Origin of the sequence: Pseudorhodoferax aquiterrae, from assembly GCF_014652235.1 — a bacterium.
Taxonomy (GTDB): domain Bacteria; phylum Pseudomonadota; class Gammaproteobacteria; order Burkholderiales; family Burkholderiaceae_C; genus Pseudorhodoferax; species Pseudorhodoferax aquiterrae.
Genome location: NZ_BMYK01000001.1, coordinates 114,895 through 141,633, shown reverse-complemented (window position 1 = coordinate 141,633; position 26,739 = coordinate 114,895). Strand labels below are relative to the sequence as shown.

Below are 26,739 nucleotides of genomic sequence, written 5' to 3'. Positions count from 1 at the left end.
ACGTCAACCCAACCGGCAGACATCCCATGAACGCACTCGAAAGCCAGCTGCACTACCCTTTTGGCGACCGGATGCCGGAGCCGGGCAAGACCCTGGAGGTGGCGAGCGGCATCCGCTGGATCCGCATGGCGCTGCCGTTCGCACTGGACCACATCAACCTCTGGCTGCTGCGCGACGAGATCGACGGGCGGGCCGGCTGGACCGTGGTGGACTGCTGCATCGCGCGCGACGAGGCCAAGGCGCAATGGGAGGAGGTGTTCGCCACGCAGTTGCAGGGCCTGCCCATCCTGCGTGTGATCGTCACGCACATGCACCCGGACCACATCGGCCTGGCGCACTGGCTCTGCACGCGCTGGAACGCGCCGCTGTGGATCAGCGCCACGGACTACCACGTGGCCCGGCTGAACACCCAGGGCACCAGCGGCAATGGCGGCGAAGCGGCCGCTGACTTCTTCCGCAGCCATGGCCTGACCGACGCCGAGGCGCTGCAACAAGTGCGCGGCCGCACGAACTATTACGCCAACATGGTGCCGGATCTGCCGCGCCAGTACATCCGTCTGATGGACGGCATGCAGTTGTCGATCGGCGGGCGCGAATGGCGCTGCATCAGCGGCTACGGCCATGCGCCGGAGCACATCGCGCTGTACTGCGACGAAGCCCAGGTGCTGGTCGGCGGCGACATGATGCTGCCGCGCATCTCGACCAACGTCAGCGTCTACGACAACGAGCCCGAGGCCAACGCCTTGCAGCTGCTCCTGGACTCCATCGACAAGTTCCGCGCCTTGCCGCAAGACACCTTGACGCTGCCGGCCCATGGCAAGCCGTTCCAGGGCCTGCACACCCGCATCGAGCAGTTGCACGACCATCACCGCCAGCACCTGGAGCGCGTGCTGGAGGCCTGCCGTACACACGGACCACGCACCGGCGCAGACCTGTTGCCCGTGCTGTTCACGCGCAAGCTGGACCTGCACCAGACCACCTTCGCCATGGGCGAGGCCGTGGCCCACCTGCACAAGCTCTGGTTCGATGGCCTGCTGCTGCGCCGCCAGGGCGCGGACGGGATCTACCGGTTCGCGCTGGCTTAGGCCGGGCTTAAGCGCGGAACCCGGACGCTCGCACCGGACTCCAACCGCCATCGGGAAGGGGGTTGTCCACACCCCCACCAAGGGCGCAACCGGCGCCTTTAGCACTCCTCCCCGGAGAGTGCTAGTATTTCCCCTGAAGGAAAGGAATCTGGTATGAATATTCAAACTGGAACCACGTCCGTTGCGCTTGCCTCGGCGAACCCCTGGTCGCTGGTCCCGCCGCTGGGCAATCTGGACGCGTACATCTCCGCGGTCAACCGCATGCCCATGCTCAGCGCCGAGCAGGAGCAGGAGTACGCGCGCAAGCTCAAGAACGAGAACGATCTGGAAGCCGCCGGAAAGCTGGTGCTGTCGCACCTGCGCCTGGTGGTGTCCGTGGCCCGCCAATACCTGGGCTACGGCCTGCCGCACGGCGACCTGATCCAGGAAGGCAATGTGGGCCTCATGAAGGCCGTCAAGCGCTTCGATCCGGACCAGGGCGTGCGCCTGGTCAGCTACGCGCTGCACTGGATCAAGGCCGAGATGCACGAGTACATCCTGAAGAACTGGCGCATGGTCAAGGTGGCGACCACCAAGGCCCAGCGCAAGCTGTTCTTCAACCTGCGCTCGATGAAGCAGGGCTTCAAGGCGGACGCGGCCGAGGGTGAGACCCACCGCGACACGCTCAGCGAAGGCCAGATCGAGGCCATGGCCGAGCAGCTCAACGTGAAGCGCGAGGACGTGATCGAGATGGAAGCGCGGCTCTCGGGCGGCGATGTGGTGCTCGATCCGAGCCCGTCCGACGACGGCGAGGACAGCTATGGCCCCATCGCCTACCTGGCCGATGCCAAGCAGGAGCCGACCGCGCTGATCGAATCACGCCAGCGTGACCGGATGGCCAGCGACGGCATCAGCACGGCCCTGGCCGAGCTCGACCCGCGCAGCCGGCGCATCGTCGAGGAGCGCTGGCTCAAGGTCAACGACGACGGCTCGGGCGGCATGACGCTGCACGAACTGGCGGCCGACTACGGCGTGAGCGCCGAGCGCATCCGCCAGATCGAATCGGCGGCCATGAAGAAGATGAAGAAGGCACTGGCGTACTACGCCTGATCCTGCCGCCTTCTCGCGAAACGCCAGCGCCTGCGCTGGCGTTTTGCTTTCTGGCCGCCAAGACCGGATGCAGGGATTCAAGGCCGGGCCAGCAACGTGTCCGGCTGGAGCGCGCCCACGACCGCAGGCGGGCCGTTCAGGCGGCGGACCTGCAAGGGATGGACATACTGGGCGGACGGGACGGCCGCCTCGGCCGGTCCGCTTTGGTAGGCCAAGGCCATGCCACGGTCGCTGAGCCGGTAGTCGTAGCGCGCAGGCTGGACGAAGGCGCTCCAGTCGGCCGTGCGGCTGTTGAAATCGGTGTGCTCCATCGGGATCTGCAGGCCGCCGCGCCCTGCCAGCAGGTTGTTGGCCAGCAGCACCCGTTCGGTGCCGGGCGGCGCGCGCACGAAGGTGCCACCATGCGGGTGGTCGTTGACCAGGGTGTTGCTGGCAAGCTCCAGCGTGTTGCGCGGGTGGACCAGGCCCTCGGCGCCGAAGCTCACCATGACGGAGTTTTCCGTCCTGCGCCCCTGCTGCACCAGGTTGCCCACCAGGCGGACCACCCCGCCGTTGGGAAAGTCCATTTCGTAGCTGGCCCGGCCACCTTCCTCGTCGGTCAGCCGGTTGTAGAGCACCTCGTTCACCGCAGCGCGGCTCTTGAGCAGGTGCCCGGTGTCGGCGTGGTGCAGGTAGCTGCCCGTGATGCTGAAGCGGCCGATGCGGCCCACGTAGATGTTGTGGCTCTGGCCGTCGCCGTCGCCGTTGTAGCCGAACTCGCTGGACACGACTTCCAGCTGGCTGTCGGGCTGGCTGCCGATGGTCAGGATGCCGTTCTGGTTGCCCCAGAACAGGCAGTGCGCCACCCGCAGGCGCCCGCCTTCGAAACGGATGCCGGCGCCGTTCTTGTCCGCGACCTTGGCGCCGACGAAGTCGAAGCCCGAAATGTCGAAATCACCGTTGCGGATGACCCAGATGGCCTTGCCCTGCGCGCTGCGGCCGTCGGCGACCAACCGAACGCGGCCGCCGACGGCGCGAATCGTCAGTTGCTTCTGTGACCAGACCGCCACGTCGCCGCGGTACGTGCCCGCCTGCACTTCCACGGTGTCCCCGCTGCGCGCGAGCTTGGCCGCCGCGGCGATCGACAGCAGCGCCTCCTGCGGCCCGACGCGCCAGACCTTGCCCGCTGTCGGCTGTTCCGTCACAGCGGGAGCGGTCCCTTCCGGGACCGGCGGAATCACGAACGGCGTGCGCCTCCGTTCGGCGATCGAAGGCGCATCCAGCCAGTCGCGCACCAACCCCAGCGCCGGCAGCGCCACGGTTTCCAGCTTGGTGTGGCCCTGCAGGCGGCGCTCCGCATAGTCCATCAGCTCGCCCGGCGTGCGGCCGATGCGCTGGTACGCCCACCAGCCTAGCGCCGCCAGGGCCAGACCGGCACACAGGGCCAGCACCGCGCACAGGCGCAGCCAGCGCCCTGTCGTCTTGTTCTTGGTTGCCGCTGGTGCACGCACGCTGGACCTCAGCCGGCCTGCTTGAGCAGTTGCCGCACGTCGGCCAGCAACGCATCGGCACCCGAGCCGTAGCGCACGTACAGCCGCAGCCGCCCCTGGGGGTCGTACACGTAGCTGCCGGCGGAATGGTCCATGGTGTAGCTGGTCGGCGTCTTGCCCTCGACCTTTTTGTAGTAGACCTTGAAGTCCTTGGCCAGCGCGGCCAGGCCTTCGGGCGAGGTGCGCAGGGCCAGGAAGCTCGGATCGAAGTTCGCCATGTAGGCCTTGAGCACCTCGGGCGTGTCGCGCTCAGGGTCCACCGTCACGAACAGTGCCTGCAGCTTGTCGCCGTCCGCGCCCAGCGACTGCTTGACCTGGGCCAGCTCGGCCATGGAGGTCGGGCAGACGTCCGGGCATTGCGCAAAGCCGAAGAACACCACGACCACCTTGCCGCGGAAGTCCTGCAGGCTGCGCTCCTTGCCATTGTGGTCGGTCAGGTGGAAGTCCTTGGCGTAGTCCGCGCCGGTGATGTCCACGGCCGTGAAGCTGGGCTTGGTGTCGGTGCAGGCGGCCAGGCAGCCGGCGGCGGCCAGCGCGATCAGGGAACGTCGGTGGAGCATGTTCACAGCAGGTAGTGGTCCAGCAGCAGCGCTGCGAACAGGGCGGCCAGGTGAACCAGCGAGAAGCGGAAGGTCTTGCGCGCCAGCGCGTCGGAGTAGTTGCGCCACAGTCGGAAGCCGTAGGCGCAAAAGCCGATGCTGAGCACCACCGCCACGGCCAGGTAGAGCCAGGAACTCATGCCGTAGACGAAGGGCAGCAGGCAGGCCGCGAACAGGATCAGCGTGTAGAGCCAGACCTGCAGGCGCGTGAACTCGTTGCCGTGGGTCACAGGCAGCATGGGCAGGCCGGACTTGCGGTAGTCCTCCACGCGGTACAGCGCCAGCGCCCAGAAGTGCGGCGGCGTCCACAGGAAGATGATCAGGAACAGGATCATGGCCTCCGGCCCCACGTCGCCCGTCATCGCAGACCAGCCCAGCACCGGCGGCATGGCACCCGAGGCCCCGCCGATCACGATGTTCTGCGGCGTCAGCGGCTTGAGGATCACGGTGTAGACGACGGCGTAGCCGACGAAGGTCGCCAACGTCAGCCACATGGTCAGTGCGTTGACGCTGAAGTACAGCAGCACCGAGCCAGCCAGGCACAGCAGCGTCGAGAACAGCAGCGTCTGGCCGTCGCCGAGTTCGTTCTTGGCGGTCGGCCGCCAGGCCGTGCGCTTCATGCGCGCATCGATGCCCTTCTCGACCAGGCAGTTGAAGGCCGCGGCCGCGCCGGCCACGAGCCAGATGCCCAAGCAAGCCAGGGCCATCTGGCGCAGCTCCATCCAGGACGGCAAGCCGGGCACGGCCAGCACCATGCCGATCAGCGCGCAGAACACGATCAGCTGCACCACGCGCGGCTTGGTCAGGACGTAGAACTGCTGGAAGCGCGACATGCTGGGGCGTGCGACGGCGGTGGTGTGCGGGTCGATGGCGCTCATCGAGCCGCCTCCAAGTTGTGCTGCAGGGGAACCGGTGCGGCCGTCCGCACGGACGCGGTGGCGCACAGCAGCCAGGTCAGCACCACGACGAGGCCGGCGGCCCCGCCCGTGTGCGACACGGCGGCCACCAGCGGCCAGTCCAGCACCACGTTCGACAGGCCGGTCCCGAACTGCCAGGCAGCCAGTGCCGCGAGCCAGCGCACAGGCCGCTGCAGTCCGGGCACATGCCACAGTCGCCAGGCCAGGACGGCCAAGGCCGCTAGCACGGCATAGGCCGCGAGGCGGTGCACGTAGTGGATGGCTGTCAGCGCCGGGAAGGCGATGTGGCTGCCGTCGGCCAAGCGGCCCAGGGGTCGCCAGACCTCGAAGGCCTGCGCGAAGTCCATCACTGGCCACCAGCTGCCCTGGCAGGTCGGGAAATCGCTGCAGGCCAGCACCGCATAGTTGGTGCTGACCCAGCCGCCCAGCGCGGTCTGCAGCAGCACCAGTGCGGCCGTGGCCCACAGCAGGCCGCGCTGGCCCGGCGAGAGCCGCACGGCCTGCAGCGCGCCGGTGCGACGCGCATCGCGCACGACCTGCGCGCACAGCAGTGCCAGCAGTGCGAGACCGCCCAGCAGGTGCAGCACGACGATGGCCGGGAACAGCTTGAACGTGACGGTCCAGGCACCGAAGGCGCCCTGCAGGCAGACCCAGACCAGGGTCAGTGTCGGCCAGCCCGGGTGGATGGCGTGCGGGTCGCGCGGGCGCTGGCGCCAGGCTGCCCAACTGACGGCGGCCAGCGTCAGGATCAGCACGCCGACCGCGGTCGCGAGATAGCGGTGCACCATCTCGATCCAGGCCTTGGTGTGGGTGACCGGGCCGGTCGGCATGGCGGCCTGCGCCGCGGAAATCTCCGCATGTGCGCCGACCGGGCTGGCCTTGCCGTAGCAGCCAGGCCAGTCCGGGCAGCCCAGGCCGGAATCGGTCAGCCGCGTGAAGGCGCCGAACAGCACCAGGTCGAAGGTCAGGAACAGCGTCAGCAGGGTCAGCGCGCGCCGCCGTTTGGCCGGCGAGGCACCCCGGTTGCGCAGGGCCACCCAGGCCAGCGGACCGAGCGCGAGCACGACGCCCATCAGCATCATGCGGGCGATCGGGCTCCAGTCGTAAGACGCCACGTCCATCGTCATCGGCCCGCGTTGTCCCAGGAGCTTGAGGCGCGCAGCAGGCGCTCGATGTCGCGCTTGGCCTTGGCGGCACCCGCCGCGTCCAGCGCCGGCGGCAGCCGCATCATCCAGTGACCCATGGGATCGACGATGTACAGATGGTCCGACAGCGCCTGGCCCGGTGCCGGCGCCAACCATTGCGCCAAGCCCGCCGGATCGACCCGCAGCACCGTCGCACTCTGCAGCGCCGGCCGCAGCGCCTCGCGCACGGGCGCGCCGTCGTTGACGAGCCAGACCCAGTCCACGCGCTCCTTCTCCTTGCCCAGGCTCTCGCGCAGCTGGCGCTGGAGGTACAGGTGGCGTTCGCAAGTGGCATCGCAGTCGCCGCCCGCCACGCTCACCAGCAGCCATTGGCCCTTGAGGTTGGGCAGCCGCAGCGTCCGGCCATCCGGACCCACGGCCGCCAGGTCGGGCAGGGGCCGCTGCGGGTCGATCAGTTCACCGAAGACGCTGCGCCCCTCCGGCCGGATCACGTAGTAGGTGAAATACGAGGCGATCACGGGCGCGGCGCAGATCAGCACCACCAGCAGCATCTTCAGGCGCCCGCTGCGCGTGCGTTGCGCCGCCACGCCCGCGGCCTCGGCCGGCGACGGCAGCGAATGGACCGTCAGGCCCAGCGGCTGGTCAACCTCAGCCATGGCGCGCGAAGCGCCGAACGGCGGGACGTCGGACAAATTGGAACCAGACATAAAGACCCGTCAGCAAGGCGCAGAGCCCGAACCACTGGAAGGCATAACCGTAGTGCTTCTCGACGCCGGTCTTGGGCACCGGCCATTCACGCAACAGCCCTGCCCCGTCCTCGCCCATCTGCTGCACCGACTGCTGCCACAGGGGCAGGCCGGTCTCCTGGGCGAAGGCGCCGAGGTCCAGATTCTGCCGGATCGTGCCCTTGTCCTCGCCCGAGAACTCGTAAAGCCTGGACGGCGCGGGGACGACCAGGCCCTGGACGTCCACCAGGCCGGCCGGCGTGGGGATCTTGGGCAGCGCCGTGCGGTCGACGAAATTGCGCTGCACCCAGCCGCGCTGCACCATGACCACGGTGGCACTGTTCTCCAGCGCGAGCGGCGTCAGCACGTAGAAGCCCGGCTGGCCGCGCATCTGCCGGTTGTCCAGGAACACGGTGCGCTCGGCCAGCCACAGCCCACGCAGGCGCACGGGCCGGTGCAGCAAGGCCTGCGGATCGGGCGCGCCCAACATGGCCGGCGCGTCGAGCGCGGGCAGCCGGCCCTGGGAGTCGATGGCGGCCTGCAAGGCCTCCTTTTCGGCCGCGCGCGACAGCTGCCAGCGCCCGAGCGAGGCCGTGACAGCAATGCCCACCAGCGCCGCCAGCGTGACCAGCCAGAAGCGCAGGCCGAAGCGCCGCGCCGGATAATCCAGGGATGAGCTACTTCGCACTGGTTGCCTTCATCGCCATCATCGGCAGCCTGGGTGCCGCCCTGTACTTCATGTTGCGCGGCGGCCAGGATGCCGACGGCAAGACCCGCCCCAACCACATGGCCCGTGCGCTCGCAGTGCGCGTGGGACTGTCCATCCTGCTGTTCCTGTGCATCCTCATCGGCTGGAAGCTGGGCTATCTGCATCCGACCGGCATTCCTGCCGGCAAATAACGGGAAGAAGAAAAAGGAAAAGGGCCGCTGAGCGGCCCTTGGTGTGCGAGGCGATCCCGCCTCAAAGCCAATACACCAGCACGTACAGGCCGAGCCAGACCACGTCCACGAAGTGCCAGTACCAGGCCGCGCCTTCGAAACCGAAATGGCGCTCCTTGGTGAAGTGGCCCTTCATGAGGCGCAGCGTGATGAACAGCAGCATCAGCATGCCCACCAGCACGTGGAAGCCGTGGAAGCCCGTCAGCATGAAGAAGGTGGAGCCGTAGGGGCCGGAGTTCAGCTTGAGGTTCAGGTCGCGGTAGGCGTGCACGTACTCGTAACCCTGCACGCACAGGAACACGATCCCCAGGATGACGGTCGCCCACATCCAGGTGATGGTCTTGGCACGCTCGCCGTGCTGCAACGCATGGTGGGCGATGGTCAGCGTCACGCCCGAGCTCAGCAGCAACGCGGTGTTGATGGTGGGCAGCCAGAACGGCGTCATGGCCTGGAAGGGCTCGACGATGTTGGCCGGCGACGCTGTCACGCCAGCGGCCATGCTGGGCCACACGGCCTTGAAGTCGGGCCACAGCAGCGCGTTGTCCAGGCTGCCCAGCACCGGCACGGAGTGCACGCGCATCCACCACAGGGCCGTGAAGAAGGCGCCGAAGAACATCACCTCCGAGAAGATGAACCAGCTCATGCTCCAGCGGTAGGACAGGTCGATCTTGCGGCCGTACAGGCCGCCCTCGCTCTCGGTCACCGCATCGCGGAACCACTGGAACAGCACCACCCACCAGAACAAGAGGCCGAAGGCCAGCGACCACTTGCCCCAGTCATGCCCGTTGATCCACTGGCCCGCCCCGAGGATCACGAAGAACAGGCCGATGGCGGCCATGATCGGATGCCGCGAAGGCCCTGGGACGAAGTAGTACGGCGTGGATCCGTGGGTCGTGGCACTCATCTCAGCTCCTGGTTTCTTTATTGGTTTGTGCGGCCGCGTCGGCACTGGCGGGTGCCGGCGGCGTCTTGCCGCCCACCTCGAAGAAGGTGTACGACAGCGTGATCGTGGTCACGTCCTTGGACAGCTTGGGGTCGATGATGAAGGCCACCGGCCATTCCTTCTTCTCCCCCGCGTCCAGCGTGTACTGCGTGAAGCAGAAGCACTCCAGTTTGTTGAAGTGCGCTGCGGCCTGGCGCGGCGCATAGCTCGGGATCGCCTGGGCCGCCATGCGCCGGTTCTGCACGTTCTGGAACTCGTACATCACGGTGGCGAGCTCGCCCGGATGCACCTGCATCGAGCGCATCGCCGGCTTGAACTCCCACGGGCCGCGCGAGTTCGCGTCGAACTCCACCGTGATCGTGCGGCTGCGGTCGACCTGCGTGTTCTCGGGCGTGAGCTTGGACACCACGCCGGGCACCTGCCGCTCGGACAGCGACAGGATGTTGATGCCCGTCATCTCGCAGATCGCGTTGTACAGCGGCACCAGCGCATAACCGAACGCGAACATGCCGGCCGTCACCACGGCCAGCTTGCCCACCATGCGGACGTTGGCGCGCCGGATGCTCATGAACGGCCCAGGAAGACCATCTTGACCATGAAGCCGATGAAGAAGGCCAGCGCCACGGACAGCAGGATCAGTCCGGTCCGCAGGTTCTGCTTCTTCTTGTCAGGCGTCATCGGTCGTCGCCTCAACCGACCACGCGGGTCGCGGTGGCATCCAGCTTGGGCGGGTTCTCGAAGGTGTGGAACGGCGCCGGCGAGGGCACTTCCCACTCCAGGCCCTCGGCCGCTTCCCAGGGCTTTTGCGGCGCCTTCTGGCCCTTGCCCATCATGCAGGGCAGCACGATGAACAGGAAGAAGTAGACCTGGGCGATGCCGAAGAAGAACGCGCCCACCGTGGCGATCGCGTTGAAATCGGCGAACTGCATGGGGTAATCCGCATAGCGGCGCGGCATGCCGGCCAGACCCAGGAAGTGCATCGGGAAGAAGGTCACGTTGAAGGCGATCAGCGACCACCAGAAGTGCACCTTGCCGCGCGTCTCGTTGTACATGACACCGGTCCACTTGGGCAGCCAGTAGTAGACGCCGGCGAACATGGCGTACAGAGAGCCGGCCACCAGCACGTAGTGGAAGTGGGCCACCACGTAGTAGGTGTCCTGCAGCTGGATGTCGATCGGCGCCATGGCCAGGATCAGGCCCGTGAAGCCGCCCATCGTGAACACGAAGATGAAGCCGACGGCGAACAGCATGGGCGTCTCGAAGGTCATCGAGCCTTGCCACATCGTCGCGATCCAGTTGAAGATCTTCACGGCCGTGGGCACCGCGATGAGCATGGTCGCGTACATGAAGAACAGCTGGCCCGTGACCGGCATGCCGGTCGTGAACATGTGGTGCGCCCAGACGATGAACGACAGGATCGCGATCGACGAGGTGGCATACACCATGGAGGCATAGCCGAACAGCTTCTTGCGCGCGAAGGCCGGCACGATCTGGCTCACGATGCCGAAGGCCGGCAAGATCATGATGTAGACCTCGGGGTGGCCGAAGAACCAGAAGATGTGCTGGTACATCACCGGGTCGCCGCCGCCGGCGGGGTTGAAGAAGCTGGTCCCGAAGTGCCGGTCGGTCAGCGTCATCGTGATGGCACCGGCCAGCACGGGCATCACGGCGATCAGCAGGTAGGCCGTGATGAGCCAGGTCCAGCAGAACATCGGCATCTTCATGAGCGTCATGCCGGGGGCACGCATGTTCAGGATGGTCACGATGATGTTGATCGAGCCCATGATGGACGAGGCACCCAGGATGTGCATCGCGAAGATGCCGGCGTCCATGGACGGGCCCATCTGCAGCGTGAGCGGCGCGTACAGCGTCCAGCCCGCGGCCGGTGCGCCGCCGGGCATGAAGAACGAGCCGACCAGCATGATGGCCGCCGGGACCATCAGCCAGAAGCTGAAGTTGTTCATGCGCGCGAACGCCATGTCGGACGCGCCGATCTGCAGCGGGATCATCCAGTTCGCGAAGCCCACGAAGCCCGGCATGATGGCGCCGAACACCATGATCAGCCCGTGCATGGTGGTCAGCGAGTTGAAGAGCTCGGGGTTCACCAGCTGCAGGCCGGGCTGGAACAGCTCGGCGCGGATCAACAGGGCCAGCACGCCGCCCACCATCAGCATGGTGAAGCTGAACAGCAGGTACAGCGTGCCGATGTCCTTGTGGTTGGTGGCGAACAGCCAGCGGCGCCAGCCGGTCGGCGCGTGGTGGTGTTCGTCGTGGGCGTGGTCGTGGTCGCCGTGGGGATGGAGGACTGCGCTCATCTCTGTTTCCTTCTGTGCGGGAATGCGCGGTGGTTCGGTTTACTTCGCGCGCAGCGCGACGACTTCGGAGGGCTGGACGAGTTGCCCGGTCTTGTTCGACCAGTTGTTCTTGGTGTAGCTGGCCACCGCGGCGAGGTCGGTGTCGCTGAGCTGCTTCCACGAGGGCATGGCACCGTTGCCTGCGCCGTTGAGCAGGATGTTCAGCTGCTTGGTGTGGTCGGTGTCGAGCACGATAGCCGAGCCGTCCAGCGGCTTGATCGGGCCGGCGCCCTTGCCGTTGGCCTGGTGGCAGGCGGCGCAGTTGGCGGCATAGACGCGCTCGCCGCGCTTGACGATGTCTTCCAGCGTCCAGACCTTGGTCGGGTCGTCGAGCTTGGCGGCGGCCTTCTTGCGCTCGCCATCGACCCAGGCGGCGTACTGCTCGGCCGTCACCACCTTCACGTGGATGGGCATGTAGGCGTGCTCCTTGCCGCACAGTTCGGCGCACTGGCCGTAGAAGTCGCCGGTCTTCTCGGCGCGGAACCAGGTGTCGCGCACGAAGCCCGGGATCGCGTCCTGCTTGATGCCGAAGGCCGGCACCATGAAGGCGTGGATCACGTCGTTGGCCGTGGTGATGATGCGGACCTTCTTGTTGACGGGCACCACCAGCGCGTTGTCGACCTTGAGCAGGTAGTCGTCCACGGCCTGGCCCTTGGGCGGGCCGCCGGCGTTGGACATGGCGCGGTGCGAACTGTCCAGCGTGGAAACGAAGGAGATGCCCTCGCCCTCGCCCTTGATGTAGTCGTAGCCCCACTTCCATTGCATGCCGGTGGCCTTGATGGTCAGGTCGGCGTTGCTGGTGTCCTTGAGAGCCACCACCACCTTGGTGGCCGGCAGCGCCATCAGGATCACGATCACGAAGGGCACGATGGTCCAGATGACCTCGACCACGACCGATTCATGGAAGTTGGCGGCCTTGTGGCCGACCGACTTGCGGTGCTTCCAGATGGAATAGAACATCACCGCGAACACGGCGATGAAGATCACCGTGCACAGGATCAGCATGAACCAGTGCAGCCACTGCTGCTCTTCGGCGATCTTGGTGACGGGGGGAGCGAGGTTGAGCTGGCGAACGGCCGGGCCGCCTGGAAGGTCATTGACCGCGTGGGCCGCCGTCGCGAGCCAGGCCCCCGAAACGAGCACGGTGCGTGATAGCAGGGAAGTCAGCTTGTTCCAGATCATTTTCATCGTCGTCTCTACTTCTTGAACCTTTTATGAACCACCCTGCTCAGGCCCCGCGCAACGCCATCCGGATCTCGCGCGCCAGCACCGGCCGCAGATCCGGGCGCACGTAACGCCCCACCTCGACGCACCGTCCCTGCCCGGACACCTCGATCAGCGAATGGTCGCTGGTCTTGGGCTCGACACGGACCCACTCCCTGCGGAACTCGGCCCGCTCCAGGCGGCCCGCGTTCTCCAGTTCGACGACCAGGCGGCCGTCCTGCAGCGAGATGCGCTCGCCATCGGTCGCGTGCCGGGAGTACGCCAGAAAGGCCACGCCCACCAGCACCACTTCCAGCCATGCGAACGGCAGGACCAGCTTGGCGCCTTGCAACCAGAAGAACGTCCCGATCCCGAGCGACACCACGCAGATCGACGCATACAGGCCGCCCAACTGGGCCGGCGTGATGGAACAGTTGCGCTTCAGCAGCCAGTGGATGCCTTGGCCCGAGACGGTGGCGAAGCGATAGACCAGTTTCGACACAGACAACGTTCAAACATCAATGCGGCGCGCGCCGCGGGTGGTCACACCCGCCAGAACAACGCCTGGTTCACTCGTGGAAAAGCCCGAAATCCGTTTAAAAACCCTTCATTGTAGCCCGTGAATATTGCACGAATGTCTTGCGCCGGACAGGCAAAACCCGCTCACGGCGGGCCGCCTTTGCCATGGCGCAACAGCCCGCGCATGTCGTCCAGCGAAACCGCGCTCTGCGCCGCCACCGGCACCCGCGCCGCGGGCCGGAATGCGTGGCCGTAGACGATCTCGAAGGTCAGTGCCAGGCGACCGTCCTCGACCGGGTCGGCCAGCTGGCGCGCGAGTTCGGCGCGCAGCTGCGCATGCCATCGCCGGCCGCGCAGCGCGCCGAAGCGCCCGGGGTGCAGGTTGCGGCCCAGGCCGCGCAGATCTTCCAGCAGCTTGTCGGGCGTGGCATAGGTCAGGCGGATGCGCTCCATGTCCATGATCGGCTCGGCGAAGCCGGCCTGCACGAGCATGTCGCCCCAGTCGTGCATGTCGGTGAAGGCATGGCCGGGCGGCGGCCAGCCCAGCGCGGCATAGACGCGGCGCAGCTCCAGCAGCGAATCGGGGCCCAGGCAGGAGAACATCAGGAAGCCATCGACGGCCAGCGCGCGGTGCCAGTCGGCGATCAGCGCCTGCGGATCGGCCACCTGGTGCAAGAGCATGTTGGACCAGACCATCTGCACGCCGCCGGACGCCGGCATGCCGGCATGCTGGGCCGCGGCGCTCCAGCGGCCAGGCTTCCACCAGGCCTCGGTGCTCGCGTCGAGCACCTGCCGGGCCAGGGCCGGCGAAGCCTCCACCACCCAGGTCTCGGCACCGGGATAGCGCTTGCGCAGTTCGGCATGGGCCTGCATGCCGCCGCGCAGCGCCTGCCAGTTGGCCCAGGACGCGGGGCTGCGCTTGATCCACTGCAGGCGCTCGGCCATGCGGCGCGCCACCTCGTCGTGCAGCCAGGGCGCGATCTGGACCGGCTGCTGCGCCCAACGCGCGGCAGCCACGGGGGCGATGGTGGGAGGACGGTGCTGGCTCATGGGGTGCGCGACGAGTATATTGAGCCGCACCATGCTGCGCCGTGGGCTCGCCTCCCTGCTGTCGCGCCTGCCGAGCCAGTGCGCGGTCTGCCGCAGCTGGCAGGACCAGCCGCTGTGCGAGGCCTGCATCCAGCGCTTCGCCCAGCCGCAACCGCGCTGCCGGACCTGCGCCCTGCCCCTGACCGGGAGCGCTCTGCAATGCGGCGCCTGCCTGGGCCAGCCGCCGCCGCTGGACGCCTGCCTCTGCGCGGTGGACTACGCCTACCCCTGGGTCGATTGCATCGCCCGCTTCAAGTTCCGCGCGCAGCCGGCCTGGGCGGGTGCCTTCGCCGAGCTGCTGCGGCACACGCCCTGGGTGGAGCCGGCACTGGAACGCTGCACGCTCGTGCTGCCCATGCCGCTTTCGGCCGCGCGCCTGCGCCAGCGCGGCTTCAACCAGGCGCTGGAACTGGCCCGCCGCCTCGCGCCCGACAAGACCGCCGCCCGCCTGTTGCTGCGCATCCGCGACACGGCACCGCAGCTGGACCTGGGCGCGGCAGCGCGCCGGCGCAACGTGCGTGGCGCCTTCGCGCTGGAGCCGCTGCACGCCGGCCGCGTGCGCGGCGCCGACGCCGTGCTCGTGGACGACGTGATGACCAGCGGGGCCTCGCTGTTCACGGCCGCCGCAGTGCTGCGCGAGGCCGGCGCCGCGCGCATCACGGCGCTGGTGCTTGCGCGCACGCCCGCGCCGCTGGAGCACTGACAATCCGCGCCATGTTCCACATCGTCCTGGTCGCCCCCGAAATCCCGCCCAACACGGGCAACGTCATCCGACTTGCGGCCAACACCGGCTGCACGCTGCACCTGGTGGAGCCGCTGGGCTTCTCGATGGACGACAAGCACATGCGCCGCGCGGGCCTGGACTACCACGAGTACGCCGAACTGCGCGTGCACAAGGACTGGGCCTGCCTGCTCGCGCGCGAGCAGCCGCCCGCCGAGCGCATGTTCGCGATGACCACGCGCGGCTCGCGCAGCGCGCATGGCCTGGCGTTCCAGGCCGGCGACTGGTTCGTGTTCGGCTCGGAGACCAGCGGCCTGCCGCCCGCCTTGCGCGACAGCTTTCCGCTGACCCAGCGCCTGCGCCTGCCGATGCGGGCCGGCCAGCGCAGCCTGAACCTGTCGAACGCCGTCGCGGTGACGGTGTTCGAGGCCTGGCGCCAGTGCGACTTCGCGGGCGCCGCCGATCAGGCGTAGCGCCGCACGATGGACTCGGCCACGCAGGCCGGCTTGGCCGCGCCTTCGAGTTCCACCGTCACCTCCCAGACCTGCTGCACGCCACCGCCCGCCACGGGCTCGCTGCTCAGCAGCTTCAGGTGCCCGCGCACGCGGCTGCCGGCCGGCACCGGCGTGATGAAGCGCACCTTGTTGAGCCCGTAGTTCACCCCCATGCGCGTGCCCTCGACCTTCACGGCACTCGCGAACAGCAAGGGCAGCAGCGACAGCGTCAGGTAGCCATGCGCGATCGGGGCGCCGAACGGGCCGGCCTTGGCGCGCTCCGGATCGACGTGGATCCACTGGTGGTCGCCCGTGGCTTCGGCGAACAGGTCGATCTGCTTTTGCGTGACCGTGGTCCATTCGCTGGTGGCGATGTCCTGCCCGACCAGGGCCGTCAGTTCGTCCAGGGTGCTGAAGGTCTTCATGCTCTGTTGTCTTCCTCTGTGGTTGAAATTCAGGGGGTGTCCAGCCAGCGGCACAGTTCCTGCCACTGCTCCAGGTCCTTCTCCACACGCTGCGGTGCCACGTCGAACAACGTGAGCCCGCGCGCTGCCAGGTGCACGTAGTTCTGCGTGTTGCGCAACTCGCCCAGCACCGGCAGGTTCAGGCTGGCGATGTAGGCGCGCAATTTGTCGGCCGCCAGCGTGCGCGCGTCCACGCGCATGCCGACCAGGCCCACCGCCAGCTTGCCGGCATGGCGGTGCTCGGCCACCTTGTCCAGGAAATCGCGCGTGGCGAAGATGTCGAACACGCTGGGCTGCAAGGGCACGACCAGCTTGTCGGCCATCTTCATGACGTCGTTGAAGCGCCAGCCATGCAGGCCGCCCGGTGTGTCCAGCACCACATGCGTCGTGCCCTTGGGCGGCCGCACGATCATGTCGGAGGTCATCTCCCAGGTGCTGATCGGCCGCGCCGCCTCGGGCCGCAGCCCCAGCCACAGGCGCGAGGACTGCTGGCGGTCGGCATCGCCCAGCATCACGGCATGCCCCTGGGACGCGAAATAGCCAGCGATGTTGGTGGCCAGCGTCGACTTCCCGACACCGCCCTTGGGGTTGGCAACGACCACGACCGGCATGCGCTCTCCTCGTTGTGTCCGCGGACCTGGCTCCGCTCGGGTATGTTAGCGGCCCGACTTGCGCACTCCTTCCACAACATGCAAGGCATCTACCTCATCGCCGCCCATCCGGCCTGGCGCGAATCGCGCGTGAACCGCCGCCTGCTCGACACCGCACAGGCGCTGGCCGGCGAGCTGCCGCTGGACATCCAGGACCTGTACGGCAGCTACCCCGACTACCACATCGATGTCGCGGCCGAGCAGGCGCGCGTCGACCGCGCCCGGCTGCTCGTGCTGCTGCACCCGGTCCAGTGGTACAGCATGCCGGCGCTGCAGAAGCTCTGGTTCGACGAGGTGCTGACCTACGGCTGGGCCTTCGGCCCGGCCACGTCGGAGGTCGGCTCGCACGAGCAGGCGCCCGCAGGCACGCCCGGCACCGCGCTGCGCGGCAAGGACTGCTGGCTCGTCACCACCACAGGCGGCCCGGCCGAGTCGTACAGCGCCGAGAGCTACAACGGCCATCCCTTCGAGGCCTACCTGCCGCCCTACCGCCAGACCGCCGCGCTGTGCGGCATGCGCTTCCTGCCGCCGCTGGTGCTGCACGGCGCCCACGGCGCGAGCCGGCAGGACATCGACGCGCACGCCGAGGCTTTCGCAGAACGCCTGCGCAGCTACCCGCGGTGGGCCGAGACCGGCCACTGACACCACCATGGAACACGCACCCGCCTGGCTGTCCAACAGCTTCATCTACCTGGCCGCGGCCGTGCTGGCCGTGCCGATCTCGCGCGCGCTGGGCCTGGGCGCCATCCTCGGCTACCTGGCCGCCGGCATGGCCATCGGCCCCTGGGGCCTGGCCCTCGTGCCCAACGTGCAGGACGTGCTGCACTTCGCCGAGTTCGGCGTGGTGCTCATGCTGTTCCTGGTCGGCCTGGAGCTGGAGCCGCGCCGGCTCTGGAGCCTGCGCCGGCCCATCTTCGGCGGCGGCACGGCCCAGGTCGCGGTCTGCGCGCTGGCCATCTACGCCGTGGCGCTGGCCTGCGGCATCGCCTGGAAGACCGCGCTGGTCGCCGCCCTGGGCCTGGCGCTGTCGTCCACGGCGATCGCGCTGCAGGTACTGGGCGAACGCAACCTGCTCGGTACGCGCAGCGGCCAGGCGGGCTTCTCGATCCTGCTGTTCCAGGACGTGGCGGCCATCCCCATCCTCGCGCTGCTGCCGCTGCTGGGCGTGGCCACGGCCGACGCCGACAACGGCCACCCGGCCCTGGAGGCCGCCAAGACGGTCGCCGTGATCGCCGGCATCGTGCTGGGCGGCCGGCTGCTGCTGCGCCCCGTGCTGCGCTGGATCGCGCGCAGCCGCACGGCCGAGATCTTCACGGCCGCCGCGCTGCTGCTGGTCGTGGGCATCGCCTACCTCATGCACAGCGTGGGCCTGTCGATGGCCCTGGGCGCCTTCCTGGCCGGCGTGCTGCTGGCCGAGAGCGAGTACCGGCGCGAGCTGGAGGCCGACATCGAGCCCTTCAAGGGCCTGCTGCTGGGCCTGTTCTTCATCGCCGTGGGCATGAGCATCGACTTCGGCGTGCTCTGGCGCGCGCCGGGCACCATGGCGTTGATCGTGCTGGGCTTCCTGTCCATCAAGCTGGCCGTGATCTACGGCCTGTCGACCGCCATGGGCCTGCCCGCGCCCGAGCGTCCGGTGTTCACGCTGCTGCTGGCCCAGGGCGGCGAGTTCGCCTTCGTGGTGTTCCAGGCCGCCGTCGGGGCACGCGTGCTGGCGCCCGACACGGCCTCGCTGCTGACCGGCGCCGTGGCCCTGTCCATGCTGCTGAGCCCGCTGCTGCTGGTGCTGGCCGACCGCTGGTGGCTGCCGCGCTTCAACCGTGGCAGCACGGCCAGCGTCGAAACCATCGCCGAGCCGCAGCAGGCGCCCGTCATCATCGCCGGCTTCGGCCGCTACGGGCAGATCGTTGGCCGTGCGCTGTTCGCGCAGGGCCTGCATTGCACGGTGCTGGAGCACGACGCCGACATGATCGAAGCGATCCGCCCGTTCGGCTTCCGCGTGTTCTATGGCGACGCCACGCGGCTCGATGTGCTGCGCGTGGCCGGCGCCGAACAAGCCCGCGTGCTGGTGCTGGCCGTGGACGACGTGGCGCAGAGCCTGCGCGTTGCAGCCCTCGTGCGCGAACATTTTCCGCAGCTGGAGATCGTCGCGCGGGCGCGCGACGTGCCCCACTGGAACGCCCTGCGCGACCTGGGCGTGCAGCGCGTGGAGCGCGAGCTGTTCGAGTCCAGCCTGCGCAGTGCGCGCAACGTGCTGGAGGTGCTGGGCGCGCCGCCGCACGAAGCGCGCCACGGCGTGATGCGGTTTCGCGACCACAACCTGGCGCTGTTCGAGCGCATGCACCCGCACCACCAGGACCGCGCGCGCACGATTGCCGTGGCACGCGAGGGCCGGCGCGAGCTCGAGGACCAGCTGGCGCGCGAACGCGAGGAGCGCGCGCAGCGCCGTCCTCCCGGTTGGCGCGATTGAGCTACAGGACCAGGCAGGCCTGCTCGAACGACAGCCGCGCGTTGCGCGCGAACAGCTTGCTGTTGTCGCCGTAGCCCAGGTTGATCAGGAAGTTGGCCTGCCAGCGCCCGTCCGGGAAGAACTCGGCGTTGACCTTGGCGATGTCGAAGCCGCTCATGGGCCCGCAATCGAGCCCCAGCGCGCGCGCCGCCACCATGAAGTAGGCGCCGCCCAGCGTGCCGTTGCGCGTGGCCGTGCCCTGCGCCAGCGCCGCATTGCCCGCGAACATCTCGCGCGCGCCCTCTCGGTGCCAGACCTCGGGCATGAACTCGTAGAAGCGCGTGTCGGTGGCCACGATCACGGTGACCGGCGCCGACATCGTCTTGCCGAGGTTGCCCTCCGACAGCGCGGGCCGCAGCCGCTCGCGCGCCGCCGGTGTGGTCAGGAACACATAGCGCGTGGGCTGCGTGTTCATCGAGGTCGGGCCCATGCGGGCCAGCGCATAGACCTGCTGCAGCAGTGGCAGCGGCACGGGCTGGTCGGTGAAGCCGTTGGCGGTGCGGGCGTCCAGGAAGATCTGTTCGAGCGAAGTCGGTGTGTGCGTCATGGTGTTGAGCAGGCTTCAGGCGCGCAGTACGGACTGGGCCGCGGCGTTGCGCGCTGCAAAGCGGCGGCTCCACTCGGCAACCGGCATGAAGCTCGGGTCGCTGCGCACGATGCGCTCGGTCTCCAACCAGATGGCCGCGTCGTCCAGGTCGATGTCCAGCGGATCGCCATGCGGCTGGCTCACGTACCACGGCGTGTCGAGGTAGACCTCCACCGTGTTCTCTTCCGGGTCCAAGCAGTAGATCGACAGCGCGTTGCCATGGTTGAGGCCGCGCATCTTCGTCGCGCCCAGTGCCAATGCGCGCTTGCGTGCCTCGCGCAAGTGGTCGATGGTCTGCACCTTGAACGACAGCTGCATCACGGTGCTGGGGCTGTCCGGCCCGCGGCTGGAGGCCAGTGCCAGCTGGTGGTGCTGGTCGTTGCGCCCGCTCAGGAACACGATGGTGAAGGGAAAGGTGAAGCCCACGCCGCGGTCGGTCTCCTGCATGTCGAAGACCTCGCAGTAAAAGCGCTTCATGGCCTCGACGTCGCGGCAGAAAATGCCGCAGTGCGACAGGTTGGGCTGGTAGCTGGGGTCCATGGTGTCTCCGACGTGATTCAAGGATGCAGCACGATCTTGCCGAGCGTGCTCCCCTGGTCCAGCAGCTCGTGCACGTGGCGCGCTTGCGCCAATGGGAAGCGGCTGGCCTGCGGCGCACGCACGCGGCCCGCGGCCATCAGCGCGATGGCCTGTTCCATGAGGCCGCGGCGCAGCGCGCGGTCGGCGTCCACCGCATGGATCGAGAAGGTGCGCACCGCCAGGCTGCGGCCCAGCAGCTGGCGCAGCGTCTCGAACACGTCGGCGCTGGGCGGGCCCTGCACGATGTTGTAGGACACCAGCATGCCCGAGGGCGCCAGCGCATGCAGGCAGGCCGTGAACAGCGCACCGCCCAGGTGGTCGAAGGCCAGGTCCACGCCGCGGCCACCGGTCTGCGCCATCACCTGCTCGGCGATGCGCGCGGGGTTGCCATCGACCAGCACGTCCACGCCATTGGCCAGCGCGAAGGCCTGCTTCTCGGGCGTCGATGCCGTGCCGATCACGCGCAGGCCGCGCTCGCGCGCCACCTGGGCCAGGGCCGTGGCCACGCCGCCGGCGGCACCCGGGACCAGGATGGCCTGCGCCGGGGCGTTGCCGTTGCTGGCCAGCAGCGCGATGGCCAGTTGGAAATTGCCCAGGCTCACCGCATCGTCGAAGGCGATGCTGTCTGGCAGTGCGAACGGCGCCTCGGCCGGCACGCAGATCGCCTCGGCGTAGCAGCCCCCACGCTGCGGCAGCTCGCGCGCGCTGACCAGCACGCGCTGGCCGATGCGCGCAGCGTCCACGCCGGGGCCCACGGCATCCACCGTGCCGGCCATCTCGTTGCCCGGGATGGCCGGCATGGGTGGCATCCACTTGTAGCTGCCGTTGCGGATCAGCACGTCGGGCCCACCCGCGCCGATGGCCGCGGCGCGCACGCGCACCTGGCCGGGGCCGGGCTCCGGCATCGCCAGCGTGACCAGCTCCAGCACGTCTGGCCCACCCGGGGCCTGCAGTTGGACGGCGCGCATCAGCGTTGCCCGTCGTGCACGGCGATCTTGTCCTGCGACAAGCCACCCAACCGCGCATGCACGCGCCCGCCCGTGCCCATCACCAGCGCGAACAGGATTTCGTCGGGCCGCGGCGCGTCCTGGATGCCGATCTCCATGCTGTTGTAGTGGCTGCGCACGTACGACGCGTGGATGTGGTGCAGCGGCACCATGAGCCGGTAGCCCGTGGCCGCCACGGCCTTGGCCGCCGGCACCATGGCCTTGGGCTCGCCCAGCACCGCGCGCATGGCCCAGCCGCCCGCCTCGTGCCAGACGGCGCCGTGCTCCATCTCGCCGTGCACGCCCACGATGGCAGCCTTGCTGTAGACCTCGACCCGGTCGCGGCCCAGCGTGTCCACGAGCGCCTGCGCAAGCAAAGTGCCCAGGCTGCGCAGCTCGGCCATGAAGGGCAGCAGGTCGGGTTCGTACCGGCCGGCGTAGGGATTGCGGATGACGGCGCAAGCCGCCGCCAGCTTCAAGGGCACGGCCGGCGGCGGGCCGCCCTCGTGGAAGACCGTCTCGACGGTCAGGCTGCGTTTGCGGATGGCGATCAGGGACATGAAAGAGCTTTCGTCGGCGTCATTGCTGGGGAATCTGGGTCATTGACGTGGAATCTGCGATTCGGCCACCACCATGGTCCATTTTTCGAGCTCGCGGGTGACCATGGTCTTCATCTCGTCGGGCGTGCTGCCGCGTGCCTCGCCGCCCATGTCTTCCAGCCGCTGGCGCACCGCTGGCGCCAGCAGGGCCTTCTGCGTGTCGGCGTTCAGCCGGTCGACGATGGGGCGCGGCGTGCCGGCGGGCGCCAGCAGGCCGGCCCAGGAGCGCACGTCGTAGCCCGGCACGCCCTGCTCGGCCACCGTCGGCACGCCCGGCAGCCCGGGCCAGCGCTGCGGGCCGGTGGTGGCCAGTGCGCGCAGCTTGCCGGCCTGGATGTTGGACATGACGGCCGTGGGCGGCGCGATGATGAAGGGCACGTCGCCCGACAGCAGCGCGGTCACGGCCGCCGCATCGCCACGGTAGGGCACGTGCAGCAGGGGCACCTTGGCCATCTTGGCCAGCAGCTCGCCGGCCAGGTGGTGGGTGGAGCCGATGCCGGCCGAGCCGTACGACACTGCATCCGGCTTGGCGCGCGCCGCCTCCAGCACATCGCCGAAGCTGCGCAAGCGGGCGTCGGCCCGCACCACCACCAGGAACGGGAAGAAGGTGACGGTGGAGATGGCCTCGAAGTCGGCCACCGTCTTGTAGGGCAGGTGCTGGTACAGCGCGCCGGCCACCGCATGGCCTCCCGTGGCCAGCAGCAGCGTGTAGCCGTCGGGCTTGGCGCGGGCCACGCTGCCGGCCGCGATGGTGCCGCCAGCACCGGTTTGCGACTCCACCACGACGGGTTGGCCCAGCGTCTTGCCGAGCTCCACGCCGACCGCGCGGGCGATGGCATCGGCGTTGCCGCCCGGGGCGAAACCCTGGTAGATCTTGATGGGCCGCTCGGGCCAGGCCTGGGCCCGTGCCGGCAGGGCTGCGCTGGCGCCCAAGGCGGCGCCCAGGGTGAGAAGGTCGCGTCGGTGCATGCTTGTCTCCGCGGCGGCCCGTCCTGCGGGCCGTCCTGTGGTCGATGGTGGGTTCAGTCCTGGGCGACCACGGGGTTGCGCAGCGTGCCGATGGCTTCGATCTCCACCTCCACGACGTCGCCGGGCTTCATGAACTGGGGCGGCTTCTTGCTCCAGCCCACGCCGGCCGGCGTGCCGGTGGCGATCACATCGCCCGGCACCAGCGTGAAGATGGTGGACGCATAGGCGATCAGCCGGGGGATGCTGAAGATCATGTGGCCGGTGTGGCTGGACTGCACGGTCTCGCCGTTCAGGCGCGTGACGAGCTTCAACTCGCGGCCCGGTTCGATCTCGTCGGCCGTGACCATCCAAGGACCGAAGCCACCGGTGGACTCGAAGTTCTTGCCCGAGGCGATCTGCTTGGCATGGAACTGCCACTCGCGCACGCTGGCGTCGTTGTAGCAGCTGTAGCCCGCCACATGCTGGAAGGCGTCGGCCTCGGCAATGTCGCGGCCGCCCTCACCGATGATGACTGCCAGCTCGCCCTCCCAGTCCAGCGATTCGGACACGCGTGGACGCACGATGGGGCCGTTGTGCGGCGTCTGCGAGCGCCACACGCGCAGGAAGATGGGCGGCTGCTCCGACAGCTCGCGCTGCATGCCGGCGGCCAGCACCTCCTGGTGGTGGTCCATGTAGTTGCGCACGGCGCAGACGATCTTCTCGGGCCTGGGAATCACGGGCAGGAAGCGGATGTCGCCCAGCTGCACCTCGGCCTTGAGGCCCGCGACCAAGGCGTCGCGGCGCGCGAAATCGGGGCTCGCGATGAAATCGGCCAGGGTGGCGTGGCCGGTGCGCTGCGCCAGTTCGGCAACGCCGTCGCCGAGCACGACGCCCCAGGTGTCGCGGCCGGCGAGGTGGTAGGACAGGAGTTTCATGGGAAGGAACCTTGAGGTGGATGGAGGGGATGCCCTGCGGCTCGCCGGGCCCCGGGCATGCGGCAATTTTATGCATAAAACTATTTTTAAGCATAGTATTTGTTTTGTGCTCGTTTACCCTGAGCGTGCGCGAACTGGTCTCTGCGCACGGAAATCCGGCTGCGTGCATAGAATCCCCGGCGTGAACACCGCCGCCCCCACGACCGAAGCTGGCGCCCCCTTGACCGAACAGGCCTTCCGCAGCCTGCGCCACGACGTGCTGGCCGGCACCTTCGCGCCGGGCGGCAAGCTCAAGCTGGACGAACTCCAACGCCACTACGGCTACTCCAGCAGCCCGCTGCGCGAGGCGCTGAGCCGGCTCGCGCAGGAGGGGCTGGTGCGGGCCGACGAGCGCCGCGGCTTCCGCGTGGCGGCGCTGTCCGAAGAAGACCTGGACGACATCACGCACATGCGGCTGATGCTGGACGTCCAGGCGCTGCGCGGCGCCATCGCCGCCGGCGACGACGCCTGGGAGGCGGCCATCGTCTCGGCCTTCCACCGGCTGGACAAGGTGGAGTCGCGGCTGCCCGACGGGCCCCAGGTGCTCGACGACGAATGGAGCGAGGTGCACCGCGCCTTCCACCTGGCGCTGCTGGCGGCCTGCCCGTCCGAGCGCCAGCTGCGCTTCAGTGCCAGCCTGTTCGACCAGGCCGAACGCTACCGCCGCTTCTCGGCGCGCCACCGCCAGGTGGCCAAGCGCAAGTCGACCGAGCACCGGCGCCTCATGGAGGCCACGCTCAAGCGCGATGCCGACACGGCCTGCGCGCTGCTGGCCGAGCACATCCGCAGCACCCAGCGCAATGCCGAAAGCGCCTTGCGGCGCGGCGCCGGCGGCTGATCAGCGCAGCCCGTCCCAGAGCAGCTTGATCCCGGTCAGCAGCATGCCGATGTCGATGAGCCGGTAGAACAGCCCGGGCGAGACGCGCCGCGCGAAGCGCACCCCCACCCACACCCCGACCGGCGCGAACGGCAGCAGCACCAGCGAGGTGGCGATGTTGCGCGCGTCGAACAGACCGAGCCAGGTGTACGGAATCCACTTGGACAGGTTGATGCAGAAGAAGAACACGGCCATCGTGGCCGCGAACTGCACGGGCGCCAGCCGCAGCGGGATCACGTAGGCGTTGATGGGCGGACCGCCCGTGTGCGAGACGAAGCTCGTGAAGCCCGAGACCGTGGCCAGCAGCCGGCCGGCCCAACGCGGCGGCGGCGGGCTGTCGGCGCGCGGCGGAAACAGCCAGCGCTGCGCCAGGAACGCCAGCGTGAACACCCCCACCAGCGTGGAGACGGTGTGCCCGTCGAGCACACGGAACAGTGCCGTGCCGACCAGCGTGCCAAGCAGGCCGAACGGGATCAGCAGCCACAGCAGGGCCTTGTCCAGGTCGCGCCGGAACGCAGCCACGCTCAGCACGTCGCACAGCAGCAGCACGGGCATCAGCAAGGCCGCGGCTTGCGGCACCGGGATGGCCAGCGCCATCAATGGCACGGCCAGCGAGCCCAGCCCGGCGCCGAAGCCGCTCTTGGACAGGCCCAGCAGCAGCACGGCCGGAATGGCCGTGGCGTAGAACGCCCAGCCGGTGATCAAAGGCCAGTCCATGTCGGGTTCGGTGTTCCAGCAGCAGAAGGCGGCGCAGTGTAGGCCGGCCGGGGGGCAGCGTCGTCGCCCGGGCGGTACGCCGGCAGCATCAGGGTTCCTCCCTGCCGCCGGCACCCGCTGTCCCGGCAAACTGTACCTACATCGATGGATACAGTTCCCCTACAGTGCAGCCGCACCGGGCCAGCAGAAGCCCCGGGCCTTTGATCCACCAGTTCATTCGCAAGGAGACAACCCATGCCAGTGGTGCACCGTTTCGCCAAGCTCGCCGTCGCCGGCGCCATTGCCGGGTCCCTGTGGGCCGGCGCCACCGCTTACGCCCAGGACATCAAGATCGGCTACACGGCCGACCAGTCCGCCAGCGGCGTGGCCGAACTGGGCATCGCGGGCCGCTGGGGCTTCGAGGCCGCCATCGAGGACATCAACAAAGCCGGCGGCATCATGGGCCGCAAGGTCGTCGGCGTCATCCGCGACGACCAGGGCACGCCACCCAAGGCCATCCAGAACATGACCGAGCTGATCGACGCCGAAAAGGTGCACGCCGTCGTCGGCCCGGCCAACTCGGGCAACGCGCTGGCCTGGCTGCACCTGCCACAGCAGAAGAAGATTCCGGTCGTCGTGCCCATCGGCACGGCCACCGAGATCACCACGCGCTACGCCAAGGAACCGCAGAACTATCTGTTCCGCGTGTCCATGGTCGACCGCGAGCAGGTGGCGCTGCTCGGGGCCTATGCCGTCAAGGCGTCCAAGGACAGGAAGATCGCCATCCTGGCCGACTCCACGGGCTACGGCCAGGGCGGCATCAAGGACGCCACCGACATCCTGGCGCTGCACGGCGTGACGCCCGTGGCGACCGAGAAGTACGGCCCCAAGGACACCGACATCACCTCGCAGCTGTCCAAGATCAAGGCCGCCGGCGCCGACACCGTGATCATCTACGGCATCGCCGACGGCACGGCCCAGGTGCTGCGCAGCATGGAGAAGATCAACTACATGCCGCTGACGCTGGGCACCTGGGGCAATCTGTCCTCGCTCCTGCCCAAGATGGCCGGCGGCAAGCTGGCCGAGCACCTGATCCTGGCCGCCTCCACCACCGAGGACACCAATGCCAAGACCAAGGCCCTGGGCGAGCGCGTGCGCAAGAACTTCCCCACGCTGACGACCTTCCCGTGCTCGGCCCAGGCCTACGACTCGGTGATGCTGCTGGCCGCCGCGATGAAGCTGGCGGGCAGCACCGATGGTGAGAAGGTCGCCGCCGCGCTGGAGAACGTGACGGGCGTCGAAGGCGTGATCAAGACCTACAACAAGCCCTTCAGCAAGACCGCGCACGAAGGCCTGTCGGTGTCGGACTTCTACCTGGCACGCTGGAAGGGCGACTCCCCGGTGCGCTACGAGGACCAGTTCACCAAGGCCCTGACCCCTGCCGACCTGAAGAAGTAGGACATCCCCGCACGGTCCACGCCCGGCGCGCTGCCGGCCGTGGACCGTGCCGCTTTCGAGGACGG

The 26,739-nt window shown here is 68.6% G+C and carries 31 protein-coding genes; 9 read left to right on the top strand and 22 right to left on the bottom strand.

The window, feature by feature from the left end; translation table 11 throughout:
- Positions 1-26 precede the first annotated feature (26 nt).
- Complete coding sequence (locus tag IE209_RS00645; RefSeq protein ID WP_189685106.1) at positions 27-1,085, top strand: MBL fold metallo-hydrolase; 1,059 nt, start codon at positions 27-29, stop codon at positions 1,083-1,085.
- A gap of 153 nt (positions 1,086-1,238) precedes the next feature.
- Complete coding sequence (gene rpoH, locus IE209_RS00640; protein ID WP_189685105.1) at positions 1,239-2,174, top strand: RNA polymerase sigma factor RpoH; 936 nt, start codon at positions 1,239-1,241, stop codon at positions 2,172-2,174.
- Positions 2,175-2,251: 77 nt separating this feature from the next.
- Here the strand turns inward: rpoH and IE209_RS00635 are convergent, their stop codons facing one another.
- The 6 genes from IE209_RS00635 to IE209_RS00610 are packed head-to-tail and all read right to left on the bottom strand — an operon-like array spanning position 2,252 to position 7,777.
- The gene (locus IE209_RS00635) at positions 2,252-3,664 is read right to left on the bottom strand and encodes a right-handed parallel beta-helix repeat-containing protein (RefSeq protein WP_189685104.1); all 1,413 of its coding nucleotides are present in this window, start codon (positions 3,662-3,664) and stop codon (positions 2,252-2,254) included.
- Positions 3,665-3,672: 8 nt separating this feature from the next.
- Positions 3,673-4,263 carry an SCO family protein gene (locus tag IE209_RS00630; protein ID WP_189685103.1) on the bottom strand — a complete coding sequence of 197 codons (591 nt, stop codon included), beginning with the start codon at positions 4,261-4,263 and terminating at the stop codon, positions 3,673-3,675.
- A 2-nt stretch (positions 4,264-4,265) separates the two neighbouring features.
- Entirely contained in the window at positions 4,266-5,180 is a 915-nt protein-coding gene (gene cyoE, locus IE209_RS00625; RefSeq protein WP_189685102.1) for a heme o synthase, read from the bottom strand.
- Positions 5,177-6,346: a COX15/CtaA family protein gene (locus IE209_RS00620; RefSeq protein WP_189685101.1), complete on the bottom strand. Its 1,170-nt coding sequence runs from the start codon at positions 6,344-6,346 to the stop codon at positions 5,177-5,179. The genes cyoE and IE209_RS00620 overlap by 4 nt, the downstream gene beginning before the upstream one ends.
- The gene (locus tag IE209_RS00615) at positions 6,343-7,071 is read right to left on the bottom strand and encodes a redox-active disulfide-containing membrane protein (RefSeq protein ID WP_189685100.1); all 729 of its coding nucleotides are present in this window, start codon (positions 7,069-7,071) and stop codon (positions 6,343-6,345) included. Before IE209_RS00615 ends, IE209_RS00620 begins: the two co-directional genes overlap by 4 nt.
- Positions 7,013-7,777 (bottom strand): SURF1 family protein, encoded by a 765-nt coding sequence (locus IE209_RS00610; RefSeq protein WP_229882627.1) that lies wholly within the window; start codon positions 7,775-7,777, stop codon positions 7,013-7,015. Before IE209_RS00610 ends, IE209_RS00615 begins: the two co-directional genes overlap by 59 nt.
- On the opposite strand from IE209_RS00610, the gene IE209_RS00605 reads away from it, so the two are divergent.
- On the top strand, positions 7,762-7,989 hold the full coding sequence (locus tag IE209_RS00605) for a twin transmembrane helix small protein (protein ID WP_189685099.1): 228 nt from the start codon (positions 7,762-7,764) through the stop codon (positions 7,987-7,989). The two genes, IE209_RS00610 and IE209_RS00605, sit on opposite strands and share 16 nt — an antisense overlap.
- A gap of 61 nt (positions 7,990-8,050) precedes the next feature.
- Here IE209_RS00605 and IE209_RS00600 read toward each other — a convergent pair whose 3' ends face one another.
- The 7 genes from IE209_RS00600 to IE209_RS00575 all read right to left on the bottom strand — a co-directional run bounded on the left by IE209_RS00600 (position 8,051) and on the right by IE209_RS00575 (position 14,097).
- Positions 8,051-8,932 carry a cytochrome c oxidase subunit 3 gene (locus tag IE209_RS00600; RefSeq protein WP_189685098.1) on the bottom strand — a complete coding sequence of 294 codons (882 nt, stop codon included), beginning with the start codon at positions 8,930-8,932 and terminating at the stop codon, positions 8,051-8,053.
- A 1-nt stretch (position 8,933) separates the two neighbouring features.
- Positions 8,934-9,539 carry a cytochrome c oxidase assembly protein gene (locus IE209_RS00595; RefSeq protein WP_189685097.1) on the bottom strand — a complete coding sequence of 202 codons (606 nt, stop codon included), beginning with the start codon at positions 9,537-9,539 and terminating at the stop codon, positions 8,934-8,936.
- Positions 9,536-9,649: a cytochrome oxidase small assembly protein gene (locus IE209_RS33700; RefSeq protein WP_229882626.1), complete on the bottom strand. Its 114-nt coding sequence runs from the start codon at positions 9,647-9,649 to the stop codon at positions 9,536-9,538. Before IE209_RS33700 ends, IE209_RS00595 begins: the two co-directional genes overlap by 4 nt.
- 11 nt (positions 9,650-9,660) lie before the next feature.
- Positions 9,661-11,286, bottom strand: a complete 1,626-nt coding sequence (ctaD, locus tag IE209_RS00590) for a cytochrome c oxidase subunit I (RefSeq protein WP_189685096.1) — start codon at positions 11,284-11,286, stop codon at positions 9,661-9,663.
- A gap of 39 nt (positions 11,287-11,325) precedes the next feature.
- Positions 11,326-12,513, bottom strand: a complete 1,188-nt coding sequence (gene coxB / locus IE209_RS00585; RefSeq protein WP_189685095.1) for a cytochrome c oxidase subunit II — start codon at positions 12,511-12,513, stop codon at positions 11,326-11,328.
- A 40-nt stretch (positions 12,514-12,553) separates the two neighbouring features.
- The gene (locus tag IE209_RS00580; RefSeq protein ID WP_189685094.1) at positions 12,554-13,030 is read right to left on the bottom strand and encodes a DUF2244 domain-containing protein; all 477 of its coding nucleotides are present in this window, start codon (positions 13,028-13,030) and stop codon (positions 12,554-12,556) included.
- Positions 13,031-13,191: 161 nt separating this feature from the next.
- Positions 13,192-14,097, bottom strand: a complete 906-nt coding sequence (locus tag IE209_RS00575) for a malonyl-ACP O-methyltransferase BioC (protein ID WP_189685093.1) — start codon at positions 14,095-14,097, stop codon at positions 13,192-13,194.
- Positions 14,098-14,128: 31 nt separating this feature from the next.
- On the opposite strand from IE209_RS00575, the gene IE209_RS00570 reads away from it, so the two are divergent.
- Both IE209_RS00570 and IE209_RS00565 read left to right on the top strand, forming a co-directional pair.
- A complete protein-coding gene (locus tag IE209_RS00570) occupies positions 14,129-14,839 on the top strand; it encodes a ComF family protein (RefSeq protein WP_189685092.1) in 711 nt (236 codons plus the stop codon).
- 11 nt (positions 14,840-14,850) lie between these two features.
- Positions 14,851-15,330: a tRNA (cytidine(34)-2'-O)-methyltransferase gene (locus IE209_RS00565; protein WP_189685091.1), complete on the top strand. Its 480-nt coding sequence runs from the start codon at positions 14,851-14,853 to the stop codon at positions 15,328-15,330.
- Here the strand turns inward: IE209_RS00565 and IE209_RS00560 are convergent.
- A complete protein-coding gene (locus tag IE209_RS00560; RefSeq protein WP_189685090.1) occupies positions 15,321-15,776 on the bottom strand; it encodes a MaoC family dehydratase in 456 nt (151 codons plus the stop codon). The two genes, IE209_RS00565 and IE209_RS00560, sit on opposite strands and share 10 nt — an antisense overlap.
- 29 nt (positions 15,777-15,805) lie before the next feature.
- Positions 15,806-16,426 (bottom strand): nucleotide-binding protein, encoded by a 621-nt coding sequence (locus IE209_RS00555; protein ID WP_189685089.1) that lies wholly within the window; start codon positions 16,424-16,426, stop codon positions 15,806-15,808.
- Positions 16,427-16,504: 78 nt separating this feature from the next.
- Here IE209_RS00555 and kefF point away from each other — a divergent pair, with 78 nt between their 5' ends.
- On the top strand, positions 16,505-17,107 hold the full coding sequence (gene kefF, locus IE209_RS00550; RefSeq protein WP_189685088.1) for a glutathione-regulated potassium-efflux system oxidoreductase KefF: 603 nt from the start codon (positions 16,505-16,507) through the stop codon (positions 17,105-17,107).
- Positions 17,108-17,114: 7 nt separating this feature from the next.
- The gene (gene kefC, locus IE209_RS00545) at positions 17,115-18,932 is read left to right on the top strand and encodes a glutathione-regulated potassium-efflux system protein KefC (protein WP_189685087.1); all 1,818 of its coding nucleotides are present in this window, start codon (positions 17,115-17,117) and stop codon (positions 18,930-18,932) included.
- 1 nt (position 18,933) lies between these two features.
- Here kefC and IE209_RS00540 read toward each other — a convergent pair whose 3' ends face one another.
- From IE209_RS00540 to IE209_RS00515, 6 genes are read right to left on the bottom strand one after another with little or no spacing between them, the layout of a single operon-like run.
- Positions 18,934-19,518, bottom strand: coding sequence for a malonic semialdehyde reductase (locus IE209_RS00540; RefSeq protein WP_189685086.1), 585 nt, complete (start codon positions 19,516-19,518; stop codon positions 18,934-18,936).
- Between the two features lie 15 nt (positions 19,519-19,533).
- Positions 19,534-20,097: a VOC family protein gene (locus IE209_RS00535; RefSeq protein ID WP_189685085.1), complete on the bottom strand. Its 564-nt coding sequence runs from the start codon at positions 20,095-20,097 to the stop codon at positions 19,534-19,536.
- Between the two features lie 17 nt (positions 20,098-20,114).
- Positions 20,115-21,104, bottom strand: a complete 990-nt coding sequence (locus IE209_RS00530) for a zinc-dependent alcohol dehydrogenase family protein (protein WP_189685084.1) — start codon at positions 21,102-21,104, stop codon at positions 20,115-20,117.
- A complete protein-coding gene (locus IE209_RS00525; protein WP_189685083.1) occupies positions 21,104-21,682 on the bottom strand; it encodes an amino acid synthesis family protein in 579 nt (192 codons plus the stop codon). The genes IE209_RS00530 and IE209_RS00525 overlap by 1 nt, the downstream gene beginning before the upstream one ends.
- 39 nt (positions 21,683-21,721) lie before the next feature.
- Positions 21,722-22,690, bottom strand: coding sequence for a tripartite tricarboxylate transporter substrate binding protein (locus IE209_RS00520; protein WP_189685082.1), 969 nt, complete (start codon positions 22,688-22,690; stop codon positions 21,722-21,724).
- A gap of 53 nt (positions 22,691-22,743) precedes the next feature.
- Positions 22,744-23,604 (bottom strand): fumarylacetoacetate hydrolase family protein, encoded by an 861-nt coding sequence (locus IE209_RS00515; RefSeq protein WP_189685081.1) that lies wholly within the window; start codon positions 23,602-23,604, stop codon positions 22,744-22,746.
- A gap of 181 nt (positions 23,605-23,785) precedes the next feature.
- Here IE209_RS00515 and IE209_RS00510 point away from each other — a divergent pair, with 181 nt between their 5' ends.
- Positions 23,786-24,481 carry an FCD domain-containing protein gene (locus IE209_RS00510; RefSeq protein WP_229882625.1) on the top strand — a complete coding sequence of 232 codons (696 nt, stop codon included), beginning with the start codon at positions 23,786-23,788 and terminating at the stop codon, positions 24,479-24,481.
- Here the strand turns inward: IE209_RS00510 and IE209_RS00505 are convergent, their stop codons facing one another.
- Positions 24,482-25,237, bottom strand: a complete 756-nt coding sequence (locus IE209_RS00505) for a sulfite exporter TauE/SafE family protein (RefSeq protein WP_189685080.1) — start codon at positions 25,235-25,237, stop codon at positions 24,482-24,484.
- A gap of 234 nt (positions 25,238-25,471) precedes the next feature.
- Here IE209_RS00505 and IE209_RS00500 point away from each other — a divergent pair, with 234 nt between their 5' ends.
- Positions 25,472-26,674 (top strand): ABC transporter substrate-binding protein, encoded by a 1,203-nt coding sequence (locus tag IE209_RS00500; RefSeq protein WP_189685079.1) that lies wholly within the window; start codon positions 25,472-25,474, stop codon positions 26,672-26,674.
- Positions 26,675-26,739 lie beyond the last annotated feature (65 nt).